At 44.5% G+C, this 19,814-nt stretch carries 25 protein-coding genes; 5 read left to right on the top strand and 20 right to left on the bottom strand.

The features are described 5' to 3' along the window. Positions 1 to 76: 76 nt before the first annotated feature. The 7 genes from ICN43_RS04275 to ICN43_RS04245 form a co-directional block, all read right to left on the bottom strand. A complete protein-coding gene (locus ICN43_RS04275; protein WP_216197366.1) occupies positions 77 to 1,057 on the bottom strand; it encodes a zinc-binding dehydrogenase in 981 nt (326 codons plus the stop codon). 30 nt (positions 1,058 to 1,087) lie between these two features. Beyond that, on the bottom strand, positions 1,088 to 1,540 hold the full coding sequence (locus ICN43_RS04270; RefSeq protein ID WP_216197365.1) for a DUF2452 domain-containing protein: 453 nt from the start codon (positions 1,538 to 1,540) through the stop codon (positions 1,088 to 1,090). A gap of 86 nt (positions 1,541 to 1,626) precedes the next feature. After that, positions 1,627 to 3,153: a cryptochrome/photolyase family protein gene (locus tag ICN43_RS04265; protein WP_370623152.1), complete on the bottom strand. Its 1,527-nt coding sequence runs from the start codon at positions 3,151 to 3,153 to the stop codon at positions 1,627 to 1,629. Positions 3,154 to 3,203: 50 nt separating this feature from the next. Further along, entirely contained in the window at positions 3,204 to 3,758 is a 555-nt protein-coding gene (locus ICN43_RS04260) for a DUF3833 domain-containing protein (protein WP_216197363.1), read from the bottom strand. Then, the gene (locus ICN43_RS04255; protein ID WP_216197362.1) at positions 3,759 to 4,307 is read right to left on the bottom strand and encodes a chalcone isomerase family protein; all 549 of its coding nucleotides are present in this window, start codon (positions 4,305 to 4,307) and stop codon (positions 3,759 to 3,761) included. Positions 4,308 to 4,311: 4 nt separating this feature from the next. Further along, positions 4,312 to 4,698 (bottom strand): thiol-disulfide oxidoreductase DCC family protein, encoded by a 387-nt coding sequence (locus tag ICN43_RS04250; protein WP_216197361.1) that lies wholly within the window; start codon positions 4,696 to 4,698, stop codon positions 4,312 to 4,314. 5 nt (positions 4,699 to 4,703) lie between these two features. Continuing rightward, positions 4,704 to 4,973: a TIGR03643 family protein gene (locus ICN43_RS04245; RefSeq protein ID WP_216197360.1), complete on the bottom strand. Its 270-nt coding sequence runs from the start codon at positions 4,971 to 4,973 to the stop codon at positions 4,704 to 4,706. 62 nt (positions 4,974 to 5,035) lie between these two features. Here ICN43_RS04245 and ICN43_RS04240 point away from each other — a divergent pair, with 62 nt between their 5' ends. Genes ICN43_RS04240 through ICN43_RS04230 form a run of 3 tightly spaced genes read left to right on the top strand, consistent with a single transcriptional unit; the run spans position 5,036 to position 6,738 of the window. Further along, on the top strand, positions 5,036 to 5,731 hold the full coding sequence (locus ICN43_RS04240) for an SDR family NAD(P)-dependent oxidoreductase (protein WP_216197359.1): 696 nt from the start codon (positions 5,036 to 5,038) through the stop codon (positions 5,729 to 5,731). 12 nt (positions 5,732 to 5,743) lie between these two features. After that, on the top strand, positions 5,744 to 6,322 hold the full coding sequence (locus tag ICN43_RS04235) for a histidine phosphatase family protein (protein ID WP_216197358.1): 579 nt from the start codon (positions 5,744 to 5,746) through the stop codon (positions 6,320 to 6,322). Between the two features lie 35 nt (positions 6,323 to 6,357). Next, complete coding sequence (locus ICN43_RS04230; protein WP_216197357.1) at positions 6,358 to 6,738, top strand: DUF2237 family protein; 381 nt, start codon at positions 6,358 to 6,360, stop codon at positions 6,736 to 6,738. Here the strand turns inward: ICN43_RS04230 and ICN43_RS04225 are convergent. Further along, a complete protein-coding gene (locus tag ICN43_RS04225; protein WP_216197356.1) occupies positions 6,720 to 7,970 on the bottom strand; it encodes a DASH family cryptochrome in 1,251 nt (416 codons plus the stop codon). The two genes, ICN43_RS04230 and ICN43_RS04225, sit on opposite strands and share 19 nt — an antisense overlap. After that, entirely contained in the window at positions 7,970 to 8,155 is a 186-nt protein-coding gene (locus tag ICN43_RS04220) for a DUF2256 domain-containing protein (RefSeq protein ID WP_216197355.1), read from the bottom strand. The genes ICN43_RS04225 and ICN43_RS04220 overlap by 1 nt, the downstream gene beginning before the upstream one ends. A gap of 56 nt (positions 8,156 to 8,211) precedes the next feature. On the opposite strand from ICN43_RS04220, the gene ICN43_RS04215 reads away from it, so the two are divergent. Next, complete coding sequence (locus ICN43_RS04215) at positions 8,212 to 9,114, top strand: histone deacetylase (protein WP_216197354.1); 903 nt, start codon at positions 8,212 to 8,214, stop codon at positions 9,112 to 9,114. A gap of 113 nt (positions 9,115 to 9,227) precedes the next feature. On the opposite strand, the gene ICN43_RS04210 is transcribed toward ICN43_RS04215, so the two are convergent. The 5 genes from ICN43_RS04210 to ICN43_RS04190 all read right to left on the bottom strand — a co-directional run bounded on the left by ICN43_RS04210 (position 9,228) and on the right by ICN43_RS04190 (position 12,567). Further along, positions 9,228 to 9,686 (bottom strand): ion channel, encoded by a 459-nt coding sequence (locus ICN43_RS04210; RefSeq protein ID WP_216197353.1) that lies wholly within the window; start codon positions 9,684 to 9,686, stop codon positions 9,228 to 9,230. A 39-nt stretch (positions 9,687 to 9,725) separates the two neighbouring features. Further along, positions 9,726 to 10,130, bottom strand: a complete 405-nt coding sequence (locus ICN43_RS04205) for a translational machinery protein (protein ID WP_216197352.1) — start codon at positions 10,128 to 10,130, stop codon at positions 9,726 to 9,728. Between the two features lie 48 nt (positions 10,131 to 10,178). Next, positions 10,179 to 10,445, bottom strand: a complete 267-nt coding sequence (locus tag ICN43_RS04200) for a DUF1488 family protein (protein WP_216197351.1) — start codon at positions 10,443 to 10,445, stop codon at positions 10,179 to 10,181. A 148-nt stretch (positions 10,446 to 10,593) separates the two neighbouring features. Beyond that, positions 10,594 to 11,568, bottom strand: a complete 975-nt coding sequence (locus tag ICN43_RS04195; RefSeq protein ID WP_216197350.1) for a tripartite tricarboxylate transporter substrate binding protein — start codon at positions 11,566 to 11,568, stop codon at positions 10,594 to 10,596. Between the two features lie 21 nt (positions 11,569 to 11,589). Next, the gene (locus ICN43_RS04190) at positions 11,590 to 12,567 is read right to left on the bottom strand and encodes a zinc-binding dehydrogenase (protein WP_216197349.1); all 978 of its coding nucleotides are present in this window, start codon (positions 12,565 to 12,567) and stop codon (positions 11,590 to 11,592) included. Between the two features lie 207 nt (positions 12,568 to 12,774). On the opposite strand from ICN43_RS04190, the gene ICN43_RS04185 reads away from it, so the two are divergent. Then, positions 12,775 to 13,434: a GntR family transcriptional regulator gene (locus ICN43_RS04185; RefSeq protein ID WP_216197348.1), complete on the top strand. Its 660-nt coding sequence runs from the start codon at positions 12,775 to 12,777 to the stop codon at positions 13,432 to 13,434. Positions 13,435 to 13,449: 15 nt separating this feature from the next. Here the strand turns inward: ICN43_RS04185 and ICN43_RS04180 are convergent, their stop codons facing one another. The 6 genes from ICN43_RS04180 to ICN43_RS04155 are packed head-to-tail and all read right to left on the bottom strand — an operon-like array spanning position 13,450 to position 19,802. Continuing rightward, positions 13,450 to 14,454, bottom strand: a complete 1,005-nt coding sequence (locus ICN43_RS04180) for a D-2-hydroxyacid dehydrogenase (protein ID WP_216197347.1) — start codon at positions 14,452 to 14,454, stop codon at positions 13,450 to 13,452. Positions 14,455 to 14,468: 14 nt separating this feature from the next. Continuing rightward, entirely contained in the window at positions 14,469 to 15,254 is a 786-nt protein-coding gene (locus ICN43_RS04175) for a class II aldolase/adducin family protein (protein ID WP_216197346.1), read from the bottom strand. Positions 15,255 to 15,310: 56 nt separating this feature from the next. Continuing rightward, complete coding sequence (locus ICN43_RS04170; protein WP_216197345.1) at positions 15,311 to 16,657, bottom strand: MmgE/PrpD family protein; 1,347 nt, start codon at positions 16,655 to 16,657, stop codon at positions 15,311 to 15,313. Between the two features lie 3 nt (positions 16,658 to 16,660). Then, a complete protein-coding gene (locus ICN43_RS04165) occupies positions 16,661 to 17,635 on the bottom strand; it encodes a tripartite tricarboxylate transporter substrate binding protein (protein ID WP_216197344.1) in 975 nt (324 codons plus the stop codon). Positions 17,636 to 17,686: 51 nt separating this feature from the next. Continuing rightward, positions 17,687 to 18,832: an acyl-CoA dehydrogenase family protein gene (locus ICN43_RS04160; protein ID WP_216197343.1), complete on the bottom strand. Its 1,146-nt coding sequence runs from the start codon at positions 18,830 to 18,832 to the stop codon at positions 17,687 to 17,689. Between the two features lie 19 nt (positions 18,833 to 18,851). Next, positions 18,852 to 19,802, bottom strand: coding sequence for a D-2-hydroxyacid dehydrogenase family protein (locus ICN43_RS04155; protein WP_216197342.1), 951 nt, complete (start codon positions 19,800 to 19,802; stop codon positions 18,852 to 18,854). Positions 19,803 to 19,814: the final 12 nt, after the last annotated feature.

Below are 19,814 nucleotides of genomic sequence, written 5' to 3'. Positions count from 1 at the left end.
TAATTCAATTGCTTAGAGGATTATAGAGGGTCGTCAACTTACCCATCAAAAACAACCCGATTCTAAGAATCTAGTTCTAGGGCGTAATGACAATCGCGCCTGACACTTTCCTTCCTTCGGCCGCCTTATGTGCCTCAGCAGCCTGCTCAAGCGAGAACTTGGCAGCAATTTTCACCTTCACTCGACCTTGAGTGATTGCATCAAATACTGCGCGGGCGTTTTCTTGAAGCAGCTCAGGAGTGGCGTTATGCGGGAATACCGATGGTCTAGTTAAAAACAGGCAACCCTTTTTATTAAGAATCTCAGGCTGTATCTCTGGAGCTGGGCCCGAGGCGGCACCAAACAAGGCCACAGTCGCAAATGGTGCAGCACAATCGAGCGACCCCAAGAATGTGGTTTTAGCAACAGAGTCATAGACCACATTCGCCTTACGCCCGCCCGTTGCTTTGAGAAACTCCTCAACCCAGCCAGGCTTTGAGTAATCCACCACAGCGTCACATCCCGCTTCCTTTGCAACAGAAAACTTCGCTTCAGACCCTACGCTGCCTACAACAAAAGCGCCCAGAGACTTTGCCCAGCCGGCTAAGATTTGACCAACACCACCAGCAGCGGCATGAACTAAGACGACGTCACCAGACTTCACTTTATACGTTTTCTGGATCAGGTATTGCGCAGTCATTGCTTTGAAGAACACGGCGGCGGCAACCTCATCTGACACATTATCTGGCACTGACACCAACTTATCTACCGCAACATTACGAGCACTGGCATAAGCACCGATACCGGCATTCATATACATTACGCGATCTCCAATCTTAAATCGCGTAACGCCCTCACCAAGCGCTTCAACCACACCAACTGCTTCGTGACCTAAGCCTGTTGGCAAATCTAATGGGTAGACACCTGAGCGCTGGTATACATCAATAAAATTAAAGCCAATCGCAGTTTGGCACAGTTGAACTTCACCCTTGCCTGGGGCAGGCAGCTCTTTATTAATTAATTGGATTACATCGGCGTCACCGAGTTCTGAAAGACTAACAATTCGAGCAGTTGTCACAAGTCACCTTATTATTTTTTTATAGAAAAATTATCTTACTGCAAGGGCTGATGAACTAGGCTCTTCATCCTCAACAACAGCCCAAGTGCTATCTCCAAGCTTTTTGACTGCCATGGAATAGGTCCATGCATCAGGGATTCCACAACTCCACTGATCAGGGCCATTCTGAATCAACACATTCATACCGATGCGACTATCAAAATACAGGTGATAGGTTTTGCCATGGAGAGGGTTAAAACTAAATTTAGCACTGTGAACCATTTCTGTGGCGTCTAATCGCGCCTGAAGAGAACGTGCCTGCTTCATTAACACCTCTGCCTGCTCCATGATGCGATCATATTCGAGCTTTGCATTTTGGCGAGCAACGTTCACTGCCTTGTCTTTTTCCTCCAAAACCTTGATCGGAGCAAAGACGGGTGCACCCACTTCCATGGGATATTCAATGCCCGCATGCCGTGCTGGATCGGTATCTTCAATTCTCATGACTTTTTAACCTACTGATTTATTTAGCGAAAGTGTGACACAAATCCACAAAATGCGTTGTTCCCGCATACAAACTGGGGGACATATTACAAGGAGTTCAAATCCCCAAGTAGCCCCTTGGCATGAGTCTGAATTGCCTGCTGGTCAGCCTCACTAATTCGGGACAAATTAGCAGTCATCAGGCGGGTACGTGGGCTCGCCTCGAATTGGGTGCGGTGTTTAATTAAGAAGTTCCAATAGAGGGTGGTCATCGGGCAGGCGCCCTCACCGAACCGAATATCAGGCTTATATTGACAAGAACCACAATAGTTACTCATTCGCTTAATGTATGCGCCACTCGCAATATAAGGCTTACTAGTGAAGCGGCCGCCACTCGCAAATAAGGCCATTCCAGCCGTATTGGGTAACTCCACCCACTCAATGGCATCAACATAAATTGCCAGATACCAATCACAAACCTCTTTGGGCAATACTTCTGCAAGCAATGCAAAGTTACCAGTAACCATCAACCGCTGAATGTGATGAGCATAGCCATACTGCAACGTTTGCCCGATCGCCTCTTGCATGCATTTCATCTTTGTTTCACCAGTCCAATACCAAGCAGGTAATGCATTCTGATGATCATAAAAATTATCGAGCGCCATTTGTGGCATATCGAGGTAGTACATTCCTCGTACGAATTCTCGCCAACCCAAGATCTGACGAATGAATCCTTCTACAGTTGCTAGCTCCAAGTCATGCTTTTTCCATGCGACTAAAACGGCATCAATGACCTCTCGAGGATTAAGCAACTTCAGGTTCAATGAGCTCGATAGCAATGAGTGCCAACCAAAAGGGGTATCGGTCCACATCGCATCTTCATAGATTCCGAAAGTCGCTAAGCGGTACTCGATAAATCCTTCAAGAGCTAGAAGTGCTTGCTGGCGAGTTACTGGCCACTGAAAATGCTCCAACGATCCAGGATGATCTGAGTAATGCTCTTGCACCTCGGCTAATACCGCCTTAGTAAGCAGATCCGGTTCAAATAATTCAGGAGGAGGAATTAAACCAGGACCCTTCTTTGGAAAGGGCTTGCGATTATCTCGATCGAAGTTCCATTGCCCACCTTCAGGGTTGCCGTCCTGGTCAACCAGGATCCCGTGAGTTTTACGCATGAGCCTATAGAAGTACTCTAATCGCAGCTCTTTTTTATTGGCAACCCATCCTTTAAATTCTTCATGATTGCAATAAAAATGCTGATCCTGCAGTACCTCCAAAGTAATATTGAGCTCTAGAGCGAGAGCCTCAATCGATTGCTTCAGGCGCCACTCTCCTGGCTCTACACAAACCAGGTGAGCAAATTTTCCGCTAATGATTTTGCTTCTCAGTTCCTCAACAATCGTGAAAGGAGATCGTTCAATATAAGTTAAGGAGAATCCCTGACTCTTGAGATATTCCGCAAAGTGACGCATTGCTGATAAAAATAAAGCAATCCGAGCCTTGTGAGACCAAACATGTTTTGCCTCATTGACAGACTCCACCATCAAAACTTCATCCGTCTTAGGATTGATACCTCTTAAAGCGACACTATCCACATCCAGCTGATCACCTAAAATCAGTATGAGCTTTTTCAAACCATTCAACCCTGTTGATCAATGAATAGAGGCAAACGATGTATCAACCATTAGCGCTTATAAAAACTTAAGGTTACCTCGCCCAAGTCAATCCCAAACTTGCTCATCTTGGCTTTATTGAGCATGACTTTAGAGGTAACCAAATACATCCAATCATTAAATTGCACATGATAGATCGTGCCATCTACAGGCAAGGCCAAGGTATAAGCCCAATTAAGGGCATTGCCCGCTGATTCACCTAGCGCATCACCCACAACATCATCTGCCCTGCCAATATATTTACCAGGGGCAGTTTCTGTCAAAGTCCAAATACGCTTTTGCTTAGTACCATCAGAATATTCAAAACTTTCATCAAGAGTTCCCACTTTTTTACCGTCAACAACTTTCCACTGCGCAACCAACAGTACAGTAAATCGTTTTTTAACCTCGCCACTTCGGTCAGTAAAGATTCCGTAAGCATCTATCGTGCCATTGAAGTATTCGCTGAGATCTAGATTGGGTTTTTCATTGGCGTACTGCGTTACCAATGGTGATGAGCAAGCAAATAGACTTGCGACTACTAAACCTAAGACGATGTACTTTGCAGTGATATAAGCTCTACGCATTTAACATGCTCCTGAAATAAGCGGTGGCGGACAGTCTTGTCCCAATAGTTCTGCTCTGAGTTTGGGCGCACTCGTTTTTGAATCTAACCAAATACCAAAAAAGGCTTTTGCAAAATCAGCGCCCTGAATTTGGGATATTTTTTTGCCTTCGAAAAAGAAACTGGTTCCCTGCCTGGGAATATAGACAGCAGCAATAGTCTGACCAGGCTCAACATTGGGGAGGATGCTTGCAAGCTCTTTACCCCAAAATGCTGCTTGTGGATCAGCTACCCCTAAATTTTTCATTTCTTGAGCAGTGCGGCTAGCAATTGCTTCACCAGAGAATGATCGCTGATATTTCAACTCAAGGGCAAACTCTTGAGAATCTTTAGCGCTTCCACGGTAAAGACTGGCATCGTATACATGGAATCCCCAAAAATTTAATCTACCCAAGCCTTGCAGTTGGACTTGACCCATCATGCTTTTGATATGAGGAGGCTCCTTAGCCAAACCAATTGGAGTAATCGAACTCAGAATGAGAGTGATTGCAAGTGAGTAAATCAGCTTCATTTCTTCACGCTCTTTTATTCACTAGTCGCAGAGCCAAGGGGCCTAATAGCGCTGAAATAGTATGGCGATGCTTTGCAAAAAATCGATAGCCTACACTCCAAAGAGGCATCAGTGCCGGCCTAGAAAAAAGCCATGCGAGCTTAGGAAGATTTGCGCGACTATAGGCGGCCGAAAACACCTCAACTCCCTGAATCAGCTTGCCATCATCATATTGTGCATACATAGATGCAAGAGCTTGATTGCAGGATACACCCACACGATCAGGAAGATAATGATCTGAATTAATATCGATAAAACTCAATAGTCCCGCTTGATTACGCCCAGATAGAAATTGAATTTCTGCCTGACACAGAGGACAAAGGCCATCATAGAACATAGTTAGCTTTTTCATGGCGCTTATTTTTGCTTGTATTGAGTTGCGCAGTATGCGCGAGTCACCAACTTACTTCGTAGGGCAAGATGTTTGGTTGCTCTGCCCGTTACTCGTTTACGCCACAACTCAAAAGAGTTACGTTTGAGATTTTTTCTCATTAATGCTTTTACCTGGGGCTCGGAGTAGCCAAAGCTAGCTTCAATGGCATCAAAAGGAGTGCGATCCTCCCAAGCCATCTCAATTAACCTCGAGAGATCAGCTTCTGATAGTAATTGGGGTAAGCGCGTTGTCATCAAGCAAGTTTAAGACTTATTCAATAAACTGGCTGAGACCCCATTCATTTCCCCCCTTATTCATGCCATTAATCCCTCAACCATTTCGCGCACTTGTGATTGGCTCCTCAGGAACCATCGGCTCCGCCCTGGTGGAGCTGCTTAAAAGTAATCCAGCATGCTCAGCAGTAATAGGCATTCATCGTAACTCTATTAAGCCAATTGACTATCAAGATCTCAGCACGATTGAGGATGCAGCCAAGGCCTTTGTCGGGGAGGAGCCATTTCAGCTCATTATTAACACCATCGGGATCTTGCATTCTGCCCAGTGGATGCCCGAGAAAAAACTGGACGACCTGAACCCAGAACAACTGCAAACACTTATGCAGGTCAATGCAATAGGTCCCGGACTCACTATCAAGCATTTTTCTAAACTACTAGATCCAGCAGGTTCTGTCATGGCGACACTCTCTGCCAAAGTAGGAAGTATTGAGGATAATCGTTTAGGAGGTTGGTATAGCTACCGCGCTTCTAAAGCGGCACTCAATATGCTAATTAAGACGGCCGCTATTGAACTGACGCGGACTAAACCCCGTGTTGCGCTAATCGCACTGCATCCTGGAACCGTCAACTCTCGGCTCTCACAACCCTTTAAAGGACAACAAATTGGTCGACCTCCCCTCGATGCTGCTCAAGATATGCTTAATGTCCTTCTCTCGCTCAGCAAAGAAGATTCAGGAACCTTTATTAGCTATTCAGGAGAGCGCTTACCTTGGTAAGCCGCGCACATTATGAAACTACGCCTATCCTTTTTGATCATCATCTGCTCGCTACTTTTCACCCAGAGTAAATTTGCAACAGCCCAGAGTGACCTGGCCAGCAAATTAAAGGACGGCAATCATGTTCTATTGATGAGGCATGCCGATGCCCCCGGCTATGGCGATCCTCAGAACTATCAAATCAGTCAGTGCTCGACCCAGCGCAATCTTGGAGACCTTGGACGCAAGCAAGCCAAGAACACTGGTGACTGGCTATCTATTCAAGGAATTGAGCAGGCAAAAGTCTATAGCAGTCCCTGGTGTCGATGCATCGATACCGCCTCCCTACTGAATAAAGGGACAGTAAAAAAAGAGGCCGCCTTAGGCTCATTCTTTGATGATATGAGCCAGGCAAAAAGACAGACGGATGAGCTCGTAAAACTGATTGCGGTTGAAAGGAAGCAAAATCCAAATATGCCTATCATCATGGTGACCCACCATGTCAATATTCAATCCTATATGGGTATGGTGGTGAATTCAGGTGATATGGTCTTGGTTAAAGTGGATTCAACTGGAAAACCAATATCGTTCAAGCTATACCCTAGCCCTTAACCATTCTATTTTTTCTTTGAGAGTACAGAATTATCATGCAAGATGCCATCACCTTAAATGTATTGGGTCAACCTTTGGTCCCTTGCTCATTTGATCCTTTGACGGGATTCTTTCGAGATGGTTGCTGCAAAACCAATAAAGAGGATGCAGGCAGTCACCTAGTCTGCGCCATCGTTACAAATGACTTTCTTCAGTTCAGCCTAAAAAGAGGGAATGATCTCATCACGCCACGACCGGAATATCAATTTCCAGGCCTCATAGCAGGCGACCAATGGTGTCTTTGCATCAACCGTTGGATTGAAGCCTTAGAGGCTAACTGTGCCCCGACGATTCAATTGGAAAGCACCCACGCTAAGGCGCTAGAAAAAGTATCCATGGAAGTGCTATTGCAATACTCTCAAAGCCAAAGTCTTTGATAATCGCCTCGGGGGTCGTGATCTTGAGCCTGTTTGGCGACATTAAAATGCCTACCTCCCCTTGGATCAGTTCCCCGACCAGCCAGATATAGCCAATTACCTTGATTGCTATAGACGTCGTAGTCAATTAGTTGAGATTCAAACCAAGCTGCGCCAGAACGCCAATCTCCCTTTAAATCGTAGATCAGATAACTCGCAACGATTTGACGCATTCGGTTAGATAAATAACCGGTTTTGACTAACTCTCGCATTCCAGCATCCACAAAGGGTTCGCCAGTTTTTCCAGCGCACCAACGCTCAAATTGCACAGGATCACTTTTTACCAGCGGGGCATCACTTAAACCCTTTGCTCGATAAAGCTGTCTACCGTACTTAAAATGTAGGAAACGAAAATAATCGCGCCACAACAACTCAAACCAAAGCCAGTACGTACCCTCATTAGCACCATGACATTCCTCATATGCAGCTATATCAGCAGCAATTGTCCTTGCAGAGATGCAACCTAAAGCCAGCCAAGGAGAAAACTTGCTAGAGAAGTCTTTACCAATCAGCTGATTGCGGGTTTCTTTATAAGAATCTGGCAGCCGCCTTAACAAGTATTGTTTGAGGTGAGCGAGTGCACTTCTCTCGCCGCCCGTAAAGCGATCAGCTTGCACGACTGTTTGACCATCGAACTCTCTCGGCAGATTCGCCAAGCAAGTAGGCAGGGCGGGAATATTGGATGACATGGCTAATGGAGTTGTAAACCTTAAACCACTGCGCTCAATTTCCTTTCGAAACTGGGTAAATATATTAGGCATGTCTTGAGAGGGAAAGGGCAAACTCTCTACCGAGCACATACTGGACTGCCAGAACTCTTTGAGCAGAATGCCCTGCTCCTGGATTTGTTGACTCTGCTGCATTTCTTCTGGAGCTTCAATACGCTCGCAATAAATGGCATCAGCGCCAATAGTGCGAGCCAAGGTCGCCAGTACGTCTGCAGGCTCACCCTCATACTCCAATAAATCAGATCCTAATCCACGCAATTGTGCCTTCAAATCGTCTAGCGACTCTCTTACAAAAGTCTGGCGATAATGCCCTTCTCTCGGGAAGCCTAAGAAGTGATGAGTCTTTGATTGCGGAGGAAATATGTATACCGGAAGTAAGTGGTCAGCATGAAGACATGCCTCTACTAGAGCGGGATTGTCAGTCAATCTGAGGTCATTTCTGAACCAGTAAATCAGAGTAGTCACTATTTCACCTTGGGCGTGACTAGAGGCGACTGATTGCGTCGGCAGGCATCTGAACAGTACTTAACAGACTCCCAGTTTTTAGCCCAGGATTTGCGCCAAGTCATCTCTCTGCCGCAAGTCGCGCATAACTTGCTTGGCAAAAAGGATTTATTTCCCTTAAATCCGGATTTTTCTGACTTACTCATACCCACCCATTTAAAAACGAATAGACTGATCAACATACTCAAAAAATGAGATTTCATTGAAAGCCTTTTACGCAGATCATTATGTTTTACCACTTCCAATCGGACATCGCTTTCCGATGGAAAAGTATGGAAAATTACGCGACCTAGTTTCGCAGCTAGATGGTATTCAGCTTATGAATGCACCCACCGTCACTGACACTCAAATACTTTACGCACATGATCCTAGCTACCTTATCAAGGTGCTACAAGGTACCCTCACCCCAAAAGAGCAGCAAGAGATTGGATTTCCTTGGAGCATGCAAATGCTCGAGCGCTCCCGAAGATCTGCAGGAGCCACTCTAGCAGCCGCAAAGTTTGCACTCACAGAGGGGCTCGCTGCAAATCTAGCTGGAGGCACCCATCATGCCTATCGTAATAAAGGCAGTGGATTTTGCGTCTTCAATGATTCTGCAATTGCAGCTAGGGCCATCCAGAGAGAGCTTGATTCCCGATTGAAGATTGCCATCATTGACCTTGATGTTCACCAAGGCAATGGAACCGCCTCCATCTTAGAAAATGACCAATCTATATTTACGCTATCAATCCATGGGGAAAATAACTTTCCTTTTAGTAAAGAGGTTAGCGATCTAGATATTGGACTACCGGATGAAACAGGAGATGAGCTTTACCTAGCCGCCCTTTATCAAGCATTAGAAATCTTAGACACACGCTTTAAACCTGACTTGATTATTTATTTAGCTGGAGCAGATCCACATGAGGAAGATCGCCTAGGGAAACTTAGCATAAGCAAAGTGGGAATGCGCAAGCGAGATGAATGTGTTTTCCAGTATGGTTATGACCGTCAAATTCCAATCGCATTGAGTATGGCGGGCGGGTATGGCAAAGAAATTCAGTCAACAGTAGACATTCATTTTCAAACGATTAAAACCGCACTTGAATACCAAAAACAATTTTTTTAGATCAATTTTTCTATGCTGGCAAAGAGCATTTAAGATTTTCGTGTCATTAAGCTACCCATTGACCAAATGCGAAGTTCTACCATGGCCAGCCAGCATAACTTAGCCTTCTTAAATTACTTATTCTGGTTAGTCTTGGATAAACTCCAATATTTCTGCATCTCAATAAATAAGAATGAAGCAGACCAAGTAATGAGAATAAAACCGGTCAGAGCCTCTACCCCAGTTAAATATCTTAAGTAGCCCTGAGCCACAATCTCACCATAGCCTAAAGTAGTAAAGGTTACGAAAGACAAATAAGCGCAGTCCAGCAAAAAACCGTGGCCTGAAATATTGCCAACGAGACCCCCCATTGCCGGAAATTGCAAGGTAAAAAAGTAGCCTAATGCAAAAAGCCAAATCTCAAAAACATGTGCCACAAAGATTGCGCCAACCCCAATCAGAACTCTGAAGCGAGGCGCAATGTGTGCCACTTTGGGTAGAAATCTATCCAACTGGAAAAGTGCCTCATAGTGCAGCAATATAGCCACTACGGCGAGTGACCCGTTAATGACAAAGGCGGCAATCAGTAGCATGTAAAAATCATCCCCCCCCATTTTCAGGAGGATCTATCATCAACCAGTAATAACGGTATCGCCTTTAAGGGCATCAACTCTGGCAAAGTATTTTTTAGCATAAGCTAACAATTGCCCGTCAGTAGGGTGATCCACAGTTTCAATACCTACTATTTTTTCAGCAATCAAATGATCATCTTTTACAGCATGCTTCATGAGATCTAATTTTGCAGAGCCTGGCCCAACAATCAAAATCTCTTTAGATTCTTTTACGGCTTGAATTACTGCATGCAAATAATGCTGATCTGGAGCAGCTTGTGCACCACTAACGGAACCACTTTTGTGATGAATATTTTTATGGGTAGACCTTGTCTTGATCACTTCGCTCTCAATGGCGGTGGGATTGAAATAAATGACATGCGCTTCTTGATGATCAATCCAAATGACTGAGTGATTAAATGACATATTTTCTCTTTCTAATTAAAAACAGGCTGCTTAAAACAATAAGAATAGTTAATCCAAAATAAGGTCATGACTAAACAAGTGCACAGCACCGTCTACAGCATGACCATTCAGGATTTTTTGCTCAGCTATCGAGAGTAGCTTTAATTGATGATTTTTAAACAATTGCATGGCATTAGTCTCAATGCCGTCTGGATCAAGATCCTGTAGGGCCTCAAAACTAAAACTACACTTTAGGAGGCTGCCATCTAATAATGCTGGATAGGAAATATCACCATTTTCTAAAACAGCTGCAGGGCCAACAAATTCAAGCTTCATATTAGCTCACTTACCTTGGGAAGTTCAATAACCCTCCAAGTGTGCTCCGATTTAGCCCTAAAGACTTGATACACATCAAAATATAAGCACTTACCTTAATAATCTTGTTGGACAATTAAAGAAATGGGACTCTAAGAGTCAAGGTGAATTAATCTACGCTTACATTAGCACTTTTTACAAGCTGAACCCAAAACTTTTCGTCTTGAGCTAAAAAAGCTCCAAACTGTGCAGGTGAGCTAGATAATGCAACCTCGGTACCTTCCCGTGCCAGCGCTGCCTTCACAGTTGCCTGCTGCAGTGCAGTTTGTGTAGCTTCAAATATTTTTTGAATAATTGGAGCCGGGGTTCCAGTTGGTACAAAGAAGCCATACCAAAAATCAATTACAAATTCAGGCAATCCAGCCTCCCGCATCCCAGGTAAACCTGGCGCTAAAGATGAGCGCTCTTTGCTAGAAATACCCAAACCAGTGAGTCGACCAGCTTGAATCATTGGCAATGTCGAAGGAGGCGTACCAAAAGTTAACTGGGTATCGCCGGCAATTACGGACTGAATAGCAAGTGAGCCACCACGAAATGGAATATGGGTCATCTTGACATCGGCTACTTGCGAGAATAATGCCGCCCCCAAATGGGGTGCAGAGCCATTACCAGAAGTTGCATAATTCAGTGTGCCAGGACTCTTTTTCGCTCTAGCAATCAACTCTTTCACACTAGTAATGCCGAGATTTGGGTTAACCGCAATCACCAATGGCGAACTCGTTAACTGACTTACCGGCTGTAAATCGCTGGCTTTGTATCCGAGCTTTTGATTTAGGGCTGGATTCACCGAGATACTACTGGGGCTAGCAATTAATATCGTATAGCCATCAGGTGCAGACTTGGCAACCTGCTCAGCCGCAATACTAGATCCTGCGCCAGGTTTATTTTCAATCACGATTGACTGACCCAAGGCTTGGCCAAGGGCAACCCCAACATTACGGGCTACATAATCTGCTGCACCACCAGGGGCAAAGCCCACAATTAATTTGATTGGCTTATTTGGATAAGATGTAGTTTGCGCTGAAGCCGCTTGAATATTTAAAGCCAACAGAATGGCTGTTACAAAAATTTTGAGTAATGTCATGATCATCTCTTTAATGGTTGGTTATGGAGTCCCAGCTAAAACGATTTTTCCTAAATGCTGATTGCACTCCATAGCTGCTCTTGCCTCATCTAACTTCTCAAAAGGAAATACTTGATCCACCAATGGAATAATGGATCCATTTGCAATCAATGGCAAAATTTTCTCTCTGAATGCAGGTACTGATTCAGAGCGCTGCAGGGGGCTACGCAATTTGTTGGATACACCAAACAATGTAAGCCGCTTTGCGTGCAGGGCTGCAAGATCTATTTCGGCACTCAGGACACCATCAACATAGCCAACCATTGCAAGGCGTGCTTGGAAGGCCATTGCTCGAATACACTCCGCAAATACAGATCCGCCCACTGTGTTGATGACTAAATCAGCACCTCTTCCATCTGTTGCCTGCATTACCTGATCGTGAAAATGAGAGCTATGGGTACAAATTCCCAGATCTAAGCCCAAATCTACAAGGCGATCTAACTTTTCTTGCGAGCGGGACGTTCCAATCACTTTTGCTCCTAGAGCCTTAGCCATTAACATCGCAGAAACCCCAACGCCTGAGCTAACGCCAGGAATAAATACATACTCCCCAGCCTTCAACTGGCCCTGAGTCACCACCATATCAAACACAACATGAAAAGTTAGGGGTATGGCTGCCGCCTGTTCTGGAGTCAGCGATGCCGGCATCAACATCGCCTCCCGCTGATCCATGAGTGCAAACTCCGAAAAAGCACCAGAACATCTGCCAAAGATTCTATCCCCAACTTTTAAACCCTTAATTGCCGCACCACAAGCTACGATCTCTCCAGCAGCATCCATACCAATTTGCTTTGCATCGCCCGCCTTATGCAGACCATGTCCTAGAATAAATTCACCACGATTAAGTCCGGAGGCTCTCACACGAATGAGCACATGGTTTTCGCCAGGTTTTGGTTGATCAATCTCACGCAAATCAATTTCAGCGCTTTTACCATCACTCTTCATCCAATACGATTTCATATTCATTTCCCTAAATTAGCTACCGCAGAAGACTGGTTTGCGCTTTTCCATAAATGCTTTCCTGCTTACTTTTCTAAAAACGAAAAAATAAGTGTCTTCTATCTTAATTAAAGCGTCAACACTTTTAGATCAAAATTGCTATCCCAATACAAGGCGAAGTGTTACCATAAGCTCATCTGGAGCACATATGGTAAATATTGCTAAGTCATGGAATTTAATAAAGAAAATCGGGATAAAGGCCTATCTCCAGCCATTGCTGAAGAGTTAAAGCGACTGATTTATAGCGGGGAAATTACTCCGGGAGAGCGCCTAAATGAAGTGAATTTAGCCTCTCGTATGGGCACTAGTCGTGGCCCTATCCGTGAAGCAATACGGATACTAACTGGGCTTGGCCTAGTCACTGCAGTACCTAATCGAGGAGTGTTTGTACGCCAAACCTCAGTTCGAGACATGTTGGAAAACTATGAACTACGTACCCTATTATTTGGGTATGCCGCTGATCAAGCATGCGAACATATTGATGGGGAGTGGCAAGTAAAACTGAAGGCGCTTCTTGAAAAAATGGATATAGCCTGCGAAAGTGTGGATAGTACAAGCTATTACGAGCTGAATCTTCACTTTCATTCATTGATTCTGCAGCTCTCCGGAAATCAACGCCTACATCAAACTTATGACGAACTTGTAAAAGAGATGCACGTATTTAGAAGAAGTTTTTTTAATTCACCCAGTCATATGCGTCGCTCAAATGAAGAGCATCGGGCAATTTTTGAAGCTATTATTAAGGGTGATACACGTCGTGCAAAAACATTGGCTGAGCGCCATGTTCAGTCTGGACGCACTCGACTTCTAGCAAAATTGGAGCGCTAGAAGTGGCAATCCAATCTAGGTGGCAATGATATTTTTCAAGGCCTTGCCTTGATGAAGGCGAGTGAGGTTTTCAAGAAACAACTCCATGACTCTAGATTCATTACCCAAAGAGTGTCCTGCAGAGTGCGGAGTAACAATCACATTATCCAAATCCCACAGCGGCGAACTAATGTCAAGGGGCTCAGAGGCAAATACATCCAAATATGCGCCAGCTAATTTTTGACTGCGCAGCGCCTCTATCAAGGCATCCTCAGAAATAATTTCACCGCGCGCAATGTTCACAATACATGCAGATTGGGGTAAAAGATTGATGGCTTCGACATCAATTAATTGTCGAGTGAGTGAGGTTAAAGGACAGGCTAAAACTAACCAATTAGCCTCACCTAAAACAGACTTCAATTCCGAAATATGGCAACTTTCAGCGCCCTGCAGGGAGTCAACACCCAAGCTCTCACTAAAGCGAATCTGAATACATCTAACACCCATGGCCATCAAGATTTTAGCGATGCCGTTGCCAATTGGCCCCCGCCCAACAATGACAGCAGTTTGACCAAATAGATCTGCTGGCAAGGGATAATTAATTAAAGAGTCCCAACGCTTTTGTCTCTGAGCCTCTAGCATTTTGGGGAAATGGCGAGCTAGCATCAAAATGCCGGCAATTGTGGTTTGCATCACCACTTGCGCATTGACTCCTGATGAACCTGAAATCGTCACCCCACGATTCATTAAGTCTAAATAAATCTGACGATCAGCGCCGGCGGAATGGATTTGAACCCAGCGCAAATCTTTTGATCCTAAAAGCAAGTTATAAAATTCTTGCGTAGATGGCATGGTTATGCGCTTTGTAGAGAGCGCAGTAACATCCCTTGAAACTAGGGCCACATCAAATTCAGCACCAGGTGAAATACGATTACTCTCAAGTAATTCATATGGGAAATCCGCCCCATCTTTGAGCTTCAATGCCAATACTGGTATGGCATCTTGGCTAACTAAAATTCGAAGTGGGCGCTTCATTTCCATATAAATCAATCACCTTAGTCGCGAAAACTGGGGTCCATGCGGTCAAGCATTCTCAACAAAGCGGGCCATTCCATCAGACCATATGGGCGGCGTGTTTGCGGTTGATAGTTAAGATACGTTTCCTCCAACACCTTCTGAGGGACCTTTTGCAAAGGGGTGTTACATGCCATTGCAGCAAGCTGTGCACGACAAGATGTCTCCAATCTATGCATCCAATTAAATGCCTCACCGACACTCTTACCAAGGGTTAGGAGTCCATGGTTGCGCAAAATCATCGCTTCAGAGGTGCCTAAATCACGGACCAATACCTCCTGCTCAGCCATATCTAGCACCACACCCATGTAGTCGTGATAACTAATTTTCAAAAAACGCATAGAAGTTTGATTAATCGGAAGTAAACCGCACTCAAGAGAGGAGATTGCCATGCCAGCAGGGGTGTGCGTATGAATTACGCAACTTACTTCCGGTCGAGCCTTGTGAACTGCGCTATGGAGAATGTAACCAGGTTTATTAAAGCCATAATTTAAATCACCAAAATCAGGTTTATATAAAACCTCTCCATCATGACTAATTTTTACCAAGCATGATGCTGTCATTTCTTCATACATCATGCCGTAAGGATTTGTGAGAAAGGCATCCTCCTCATCAGGCACGCGAATCGTAATATGATTGGCCATCATGTCCGACATGCCGTAATGAGCGATCAAGCGATAGCAAGCGGCCAGGTCCACTCGAGCGTTCCATTCCCCTGAACTCACCTTGCTCTTTAAGGAAGGTAATTCCAATTTACCCTGGCTCATGCTTTTCTCCTCTTGAATTTCACTAGTTCACTGCTATAAGTTAACCAAAGTCATACTTAAGCCCAAATCTGAGAGAGACTAGAAATTGAGGCTGGGGATGTATTGAGCAATGCACTAGATAATGAGTGGGCGCTAGACAGACCAATTCTAGGCTCGGTAAGCTCAATAAATTTATCCAACAACTCCTGGTCCGTTAAAGGCTCATCAGGATCGCCGTGTCTTGTATGCTGATAGTGCGAGTATACCGACCCATCTTTCATCTCAATTTCAACCTTAGCTGAACGGTGAACTGGGAATTTATCAGTGCACTCTTGATCAACCGATAAAACTACCTTATCTTCTAGCGCATAAATCTCTGGGCTTGCTAAAGCATCCGCTAAAAATGCCTTCTCTCTCACTCGCCCCAAAACAATTCTTGCTGAAACAGTGTAAGTCAGACTGAATTTAGCTTCAAAAGGAGTTGTAGGGTGAACATACTTACAAACCTCACTGGTAGCCTTATATCCTCGAACGCGAACCTGGGCAATATTTTCCAAACTAATTGGATGGTCATTCAATAAGTGCGCTACCGCATCAATTGCCGGGAAGTTATGTCCGCAACATCCATGATTTTTGAAAGTAATTTGCTCGATATTCCAGCTTTCGCCGAGATTATTAAGCAACTCCCCCCAGCGAGGATTCTTACATAGCGCCGCACCAAAGCCAGCATCGCCTTCTAATAAATCTGGGGTGCCAGTCATGCCAGCCTGAGCAAGCAGCGCAGCATTTAAACCGATTTCAGCAGCATGTCCAGGATGCATTGGCTTGGTCATTGAGTCTGAACGAAATGCCTGTTGCAAGCCACTTGCAAAGGTGCCTGCAGTAGACATAGCATCACAGGACTGGGTAGCATTCAAACCCAAGAGATAGGAACAGGCTGCTGCTGCACCGAACACACCCACTGTTCCCGTCGTATGAAAAAACTCATAATGACTAGGCTGAATCACCTTACTAATGCGTGTTGAAACCTCATAACCCACAATGATGGCAGCCAATAAATGCTCGAGCGAATCATCTCGAGACTCTGCTAGCGCATAGGCCGCTGAAATTGTTGGGCATGCCGGATGGTATGCGCCATCGCGAAAAATATCATCAAACTCAGAAATATGCGAGATAGTGCCATTGATAAAAGCGGCGGCACGAGAAAATGTCTTTTGCGTAGTTCCAGCAATCGAGCACTTTCCAATACCTAACTCCTCAACATAAGCCTTTATCAGTCTTTCTGCTGCATCCGTATTGGATCCGGCAATCAATGCGCCATGCCAATCGAGCAAAGCTCGACGAGCATGATGCATTGTTGTAGCCGAAAATGACTGAGATTGACAGCCTTCAACAAACCTTCCGAATTCTTGCAAAAGAGTCATAATTTACTCAGGTTTTGCACCTGATGACTTTACAATCGGCGCCCATAAAGCAAAGTCATTTCGAATAAATCTGGTGAATTCCTGAACACTCATTGGTATCGGATCTGCGCCCAGACCAAGCAACTTTTGCTTAATGGCAGGCTCTTCCAGAATGCTGAGAGTAGTTTCATTTAACTTCTGGATGATTGCTGGATTAGTGCCCTCTGGAGCGAAGAAACCAAACCAAGCGCCTGTTGCAATATCAACGCCTAATTCATTGAGTGTTGGCAAATCAGGTAACGCACTAATCCGTTTTTTAGTTGAAACTGCGATGGCATTTAATTGGCCAGCCTTAATCAAAGGCACTACTGATGGTGCGGTAGCAAACATATACTGCAAGCGTCCAGCAACCAAATCACGAGTAGCCTCAGCTCCCTTATAGGGAATATGTAATGCCTCCACATTTAATTTTTGAGCAAATAGATAGCTAATCAAATGGGCCGTAGTACCAATACCAGTAGAGCCGTAATTAATAGCACCTGGATTTGCCTTTAGATAAGCGGTAAATTCTTTCCAGTTCTTAATACCACTAGAAGCTGGCACAACCAATATATTAGGTACATCTCCTAAAAGCGCTACTGGTTGCAAAGCCTTCTGAGGATTAACAGCCAAGTTTGCAAACAAACTTGGGTTAATGGAGATAGGCCCAATTGAACTGGCAAGCAAAGTATATCCATCAGGAGCCGCACGTCCAACAATCTCGGTTCCTAAGTTGCCTGCAGCACCCGGTTTATTTTCAACAACAACGGGCACCTTCCAACGAATACTTAGCTGGTTACCCACTTCACGCGCCAAAATATCAGTAGTGCCACCCGCAGTAAACGACACAATGATCTTAATAGGCTTATTTGGATAATCTCCGACTGACTGAGCAAAGACACCAGAATATAAGCCTAATACAGCAGCAATTAATAAAGCAATATTTTTAGTTAGTTTCATTTTATGAACTTATCTCCGTTTATATTTATTTTCACTATTTAATCAGAAAACTTACGCCCGCTGATTAAAGCGCCTTTCAAACACCTCTTCTGCAATTCTATTCTTTAAAATCTCAATGGATCCACCTGCAATCATCCAACCGCGCGTCCGCCTTACACAATACTCAACTAAGGTTTCTTGGCTATATCCAGTAGCACCCATCACCTGTAGCGCCTCATTAGCCACCTCAAATCCAGCGTTATTACACATTAATTTAGCTACGGTAGTTTCGTAAGCAGATGGCAGGCCTGCCTCAGCATTTACAGCGGCACGATAGAGCAATAATTGCGCAGCATCTAACTTCACCGCCATTTCAGCAAACTTCCATTGAATCCCTTGAAACTCGCAAATATCTTTACCAAATTGCTTACGAACTGAGGCGTATTCCTTGGCCTTATTAAAGGCATACCTCCCTAAGGCTAATGCACGCGAAGAATTGCCAATACGCTCAATATTAAATCCACTAATTTGCTTCTTAAAGCCGCCCGGCCCAAGCAAAACAGCATCATCAGAAATAAAGCAATCCTCAAAGTAGAGTTGTGACCACTCCTCACCACTCATAAAGCTATTGGGTTGGCCAATCGTCAAACCATCTGCGCCCCGCTCTACCAAGACGGATCCAATACCATCAAGCCCAGGACCAAATCTGAGATAAATTAAAAATACCCCCGCCTCAGGACTATGGGTTGAGAAGACTTTAGAGCCATTGATCAAATAGCCACCATCTACTTTTTTGGCCGAAGTTTGAAGCTCTGTTACAGCAGAGCCTGCACCCGGCTCACTCATTCCTAAACCCAGAATCTTTTTACCAGCCAGTAAATCAGGCAAAAACTTCTCTTTTTGCTGTTCACTAGCATATTCAGCAAAAGTTCTAATCGCCCCAAAGTTACCCGCCTGAACTACATCCGCAGACTTAGGGCAATGCATTGCAACCTCTTGAATTGCAATCACTGCATCCATTAAGGTGCCGCCCTGGCCGCCATCTTTTTCTGACAAGGCTATTCCAAGCAAACCTTGTGCACTGAGCTTTGAGGCAATTTCCCAAGGGTAATGAGGACTATGCGCGCGCTCAAGCGCACCAGGCGCCAGCTCATTGAGGGCAAATTTACCGACAGCATCAGCAAACGCTTGCTGCTCACTAGTTAGCTCAAAATTCATTATTTATCCTAAGAGAAAATTAAATGACACGATTTTGCATATTTCCATCAACAAACGCATTGATATTGTCAAAAGCTACTCCAAAGTAGGCCTCGTAGTTATCCATCTCTACAAAACCTAAATGTGGAGTGCAGAGACAATTTGGCAACTGTAGCAGTGGATCAGCCGCATTTAGAACGGGCTCACTTTCGTAAACATCAATTGCAGCAAAGCCTGGATGACCCTGCTTAAGTCCAGCATATAAAGCGCCCCGTTCAATTAACTCTGCCCGGCTGGTGTTAACCAAAAGAGAATCTGATTTCATCAAAGCCAAGTCAGATGAAGTAATCATTGCTGCAGTTTCGGGATTCAATCTCAGCTGCAAAGAAATGATGTCGCTTGTTGAAAAGAAATTCTCTTTTGAGGTAGCAACCTCAAGCCCCATCTCTTTTGCCTTAATGAGACTTGACTCTCGACCCCACACTAAAATACGGGCCCCAAATGCTTGACCAAGCTTACAGATCTGTTGACCAATTCTGCCAAAACCATAAACACCCAGTACTTTTCCAGAAAGCTGGCGACCTACTGTTCCCTGCCATTTCCCGGACTGAAGGCGATTCACCTCTGGAACAATATTGCGGAGGGAGGCCAGAATAAGCAAAAGATTCAATTCTGCAGTAGCACTGCCAGAGCCCCTGCCATCCATCACCACTATTCCCCGCTCCTTACAAGCAGTCAAATCAACGTGTGAGGCAATTTTTCCAGTCTGAGAAATAAGTTTTAGATTTGGGAGGCGCTCTAGTAGACCGCTGTCGATCACTGTTCTTTCGCGTGTCAAAACAATCACTTCGGCATCTTTAAATCGCTCTACTTTTGCATCCAATTCACTAACAGTGTCATTAAAAATTTGAACTTCATGATGCTTAATCTTATTAAAACAATTTAGGTGCCGCACACAATCTTGATAATCATCTGAAATTACTATCTTCATGATTTGTTAACC

This window comes from Polynucleobacter sp. UK-Mo-2m-Kol15, from assembly GCF_018881505.1.
GTDB lineage: Bacteria > Pseudomonadota > Gammaproteobacteria > Burkholderiales > Burkholderiaceae > Polynucleobacter.
The sequence above is the reverse complement of the archived record's forward strand: the minus strand, read 5'-3'. Positions and strand labels throughout refer to the sequence as shown.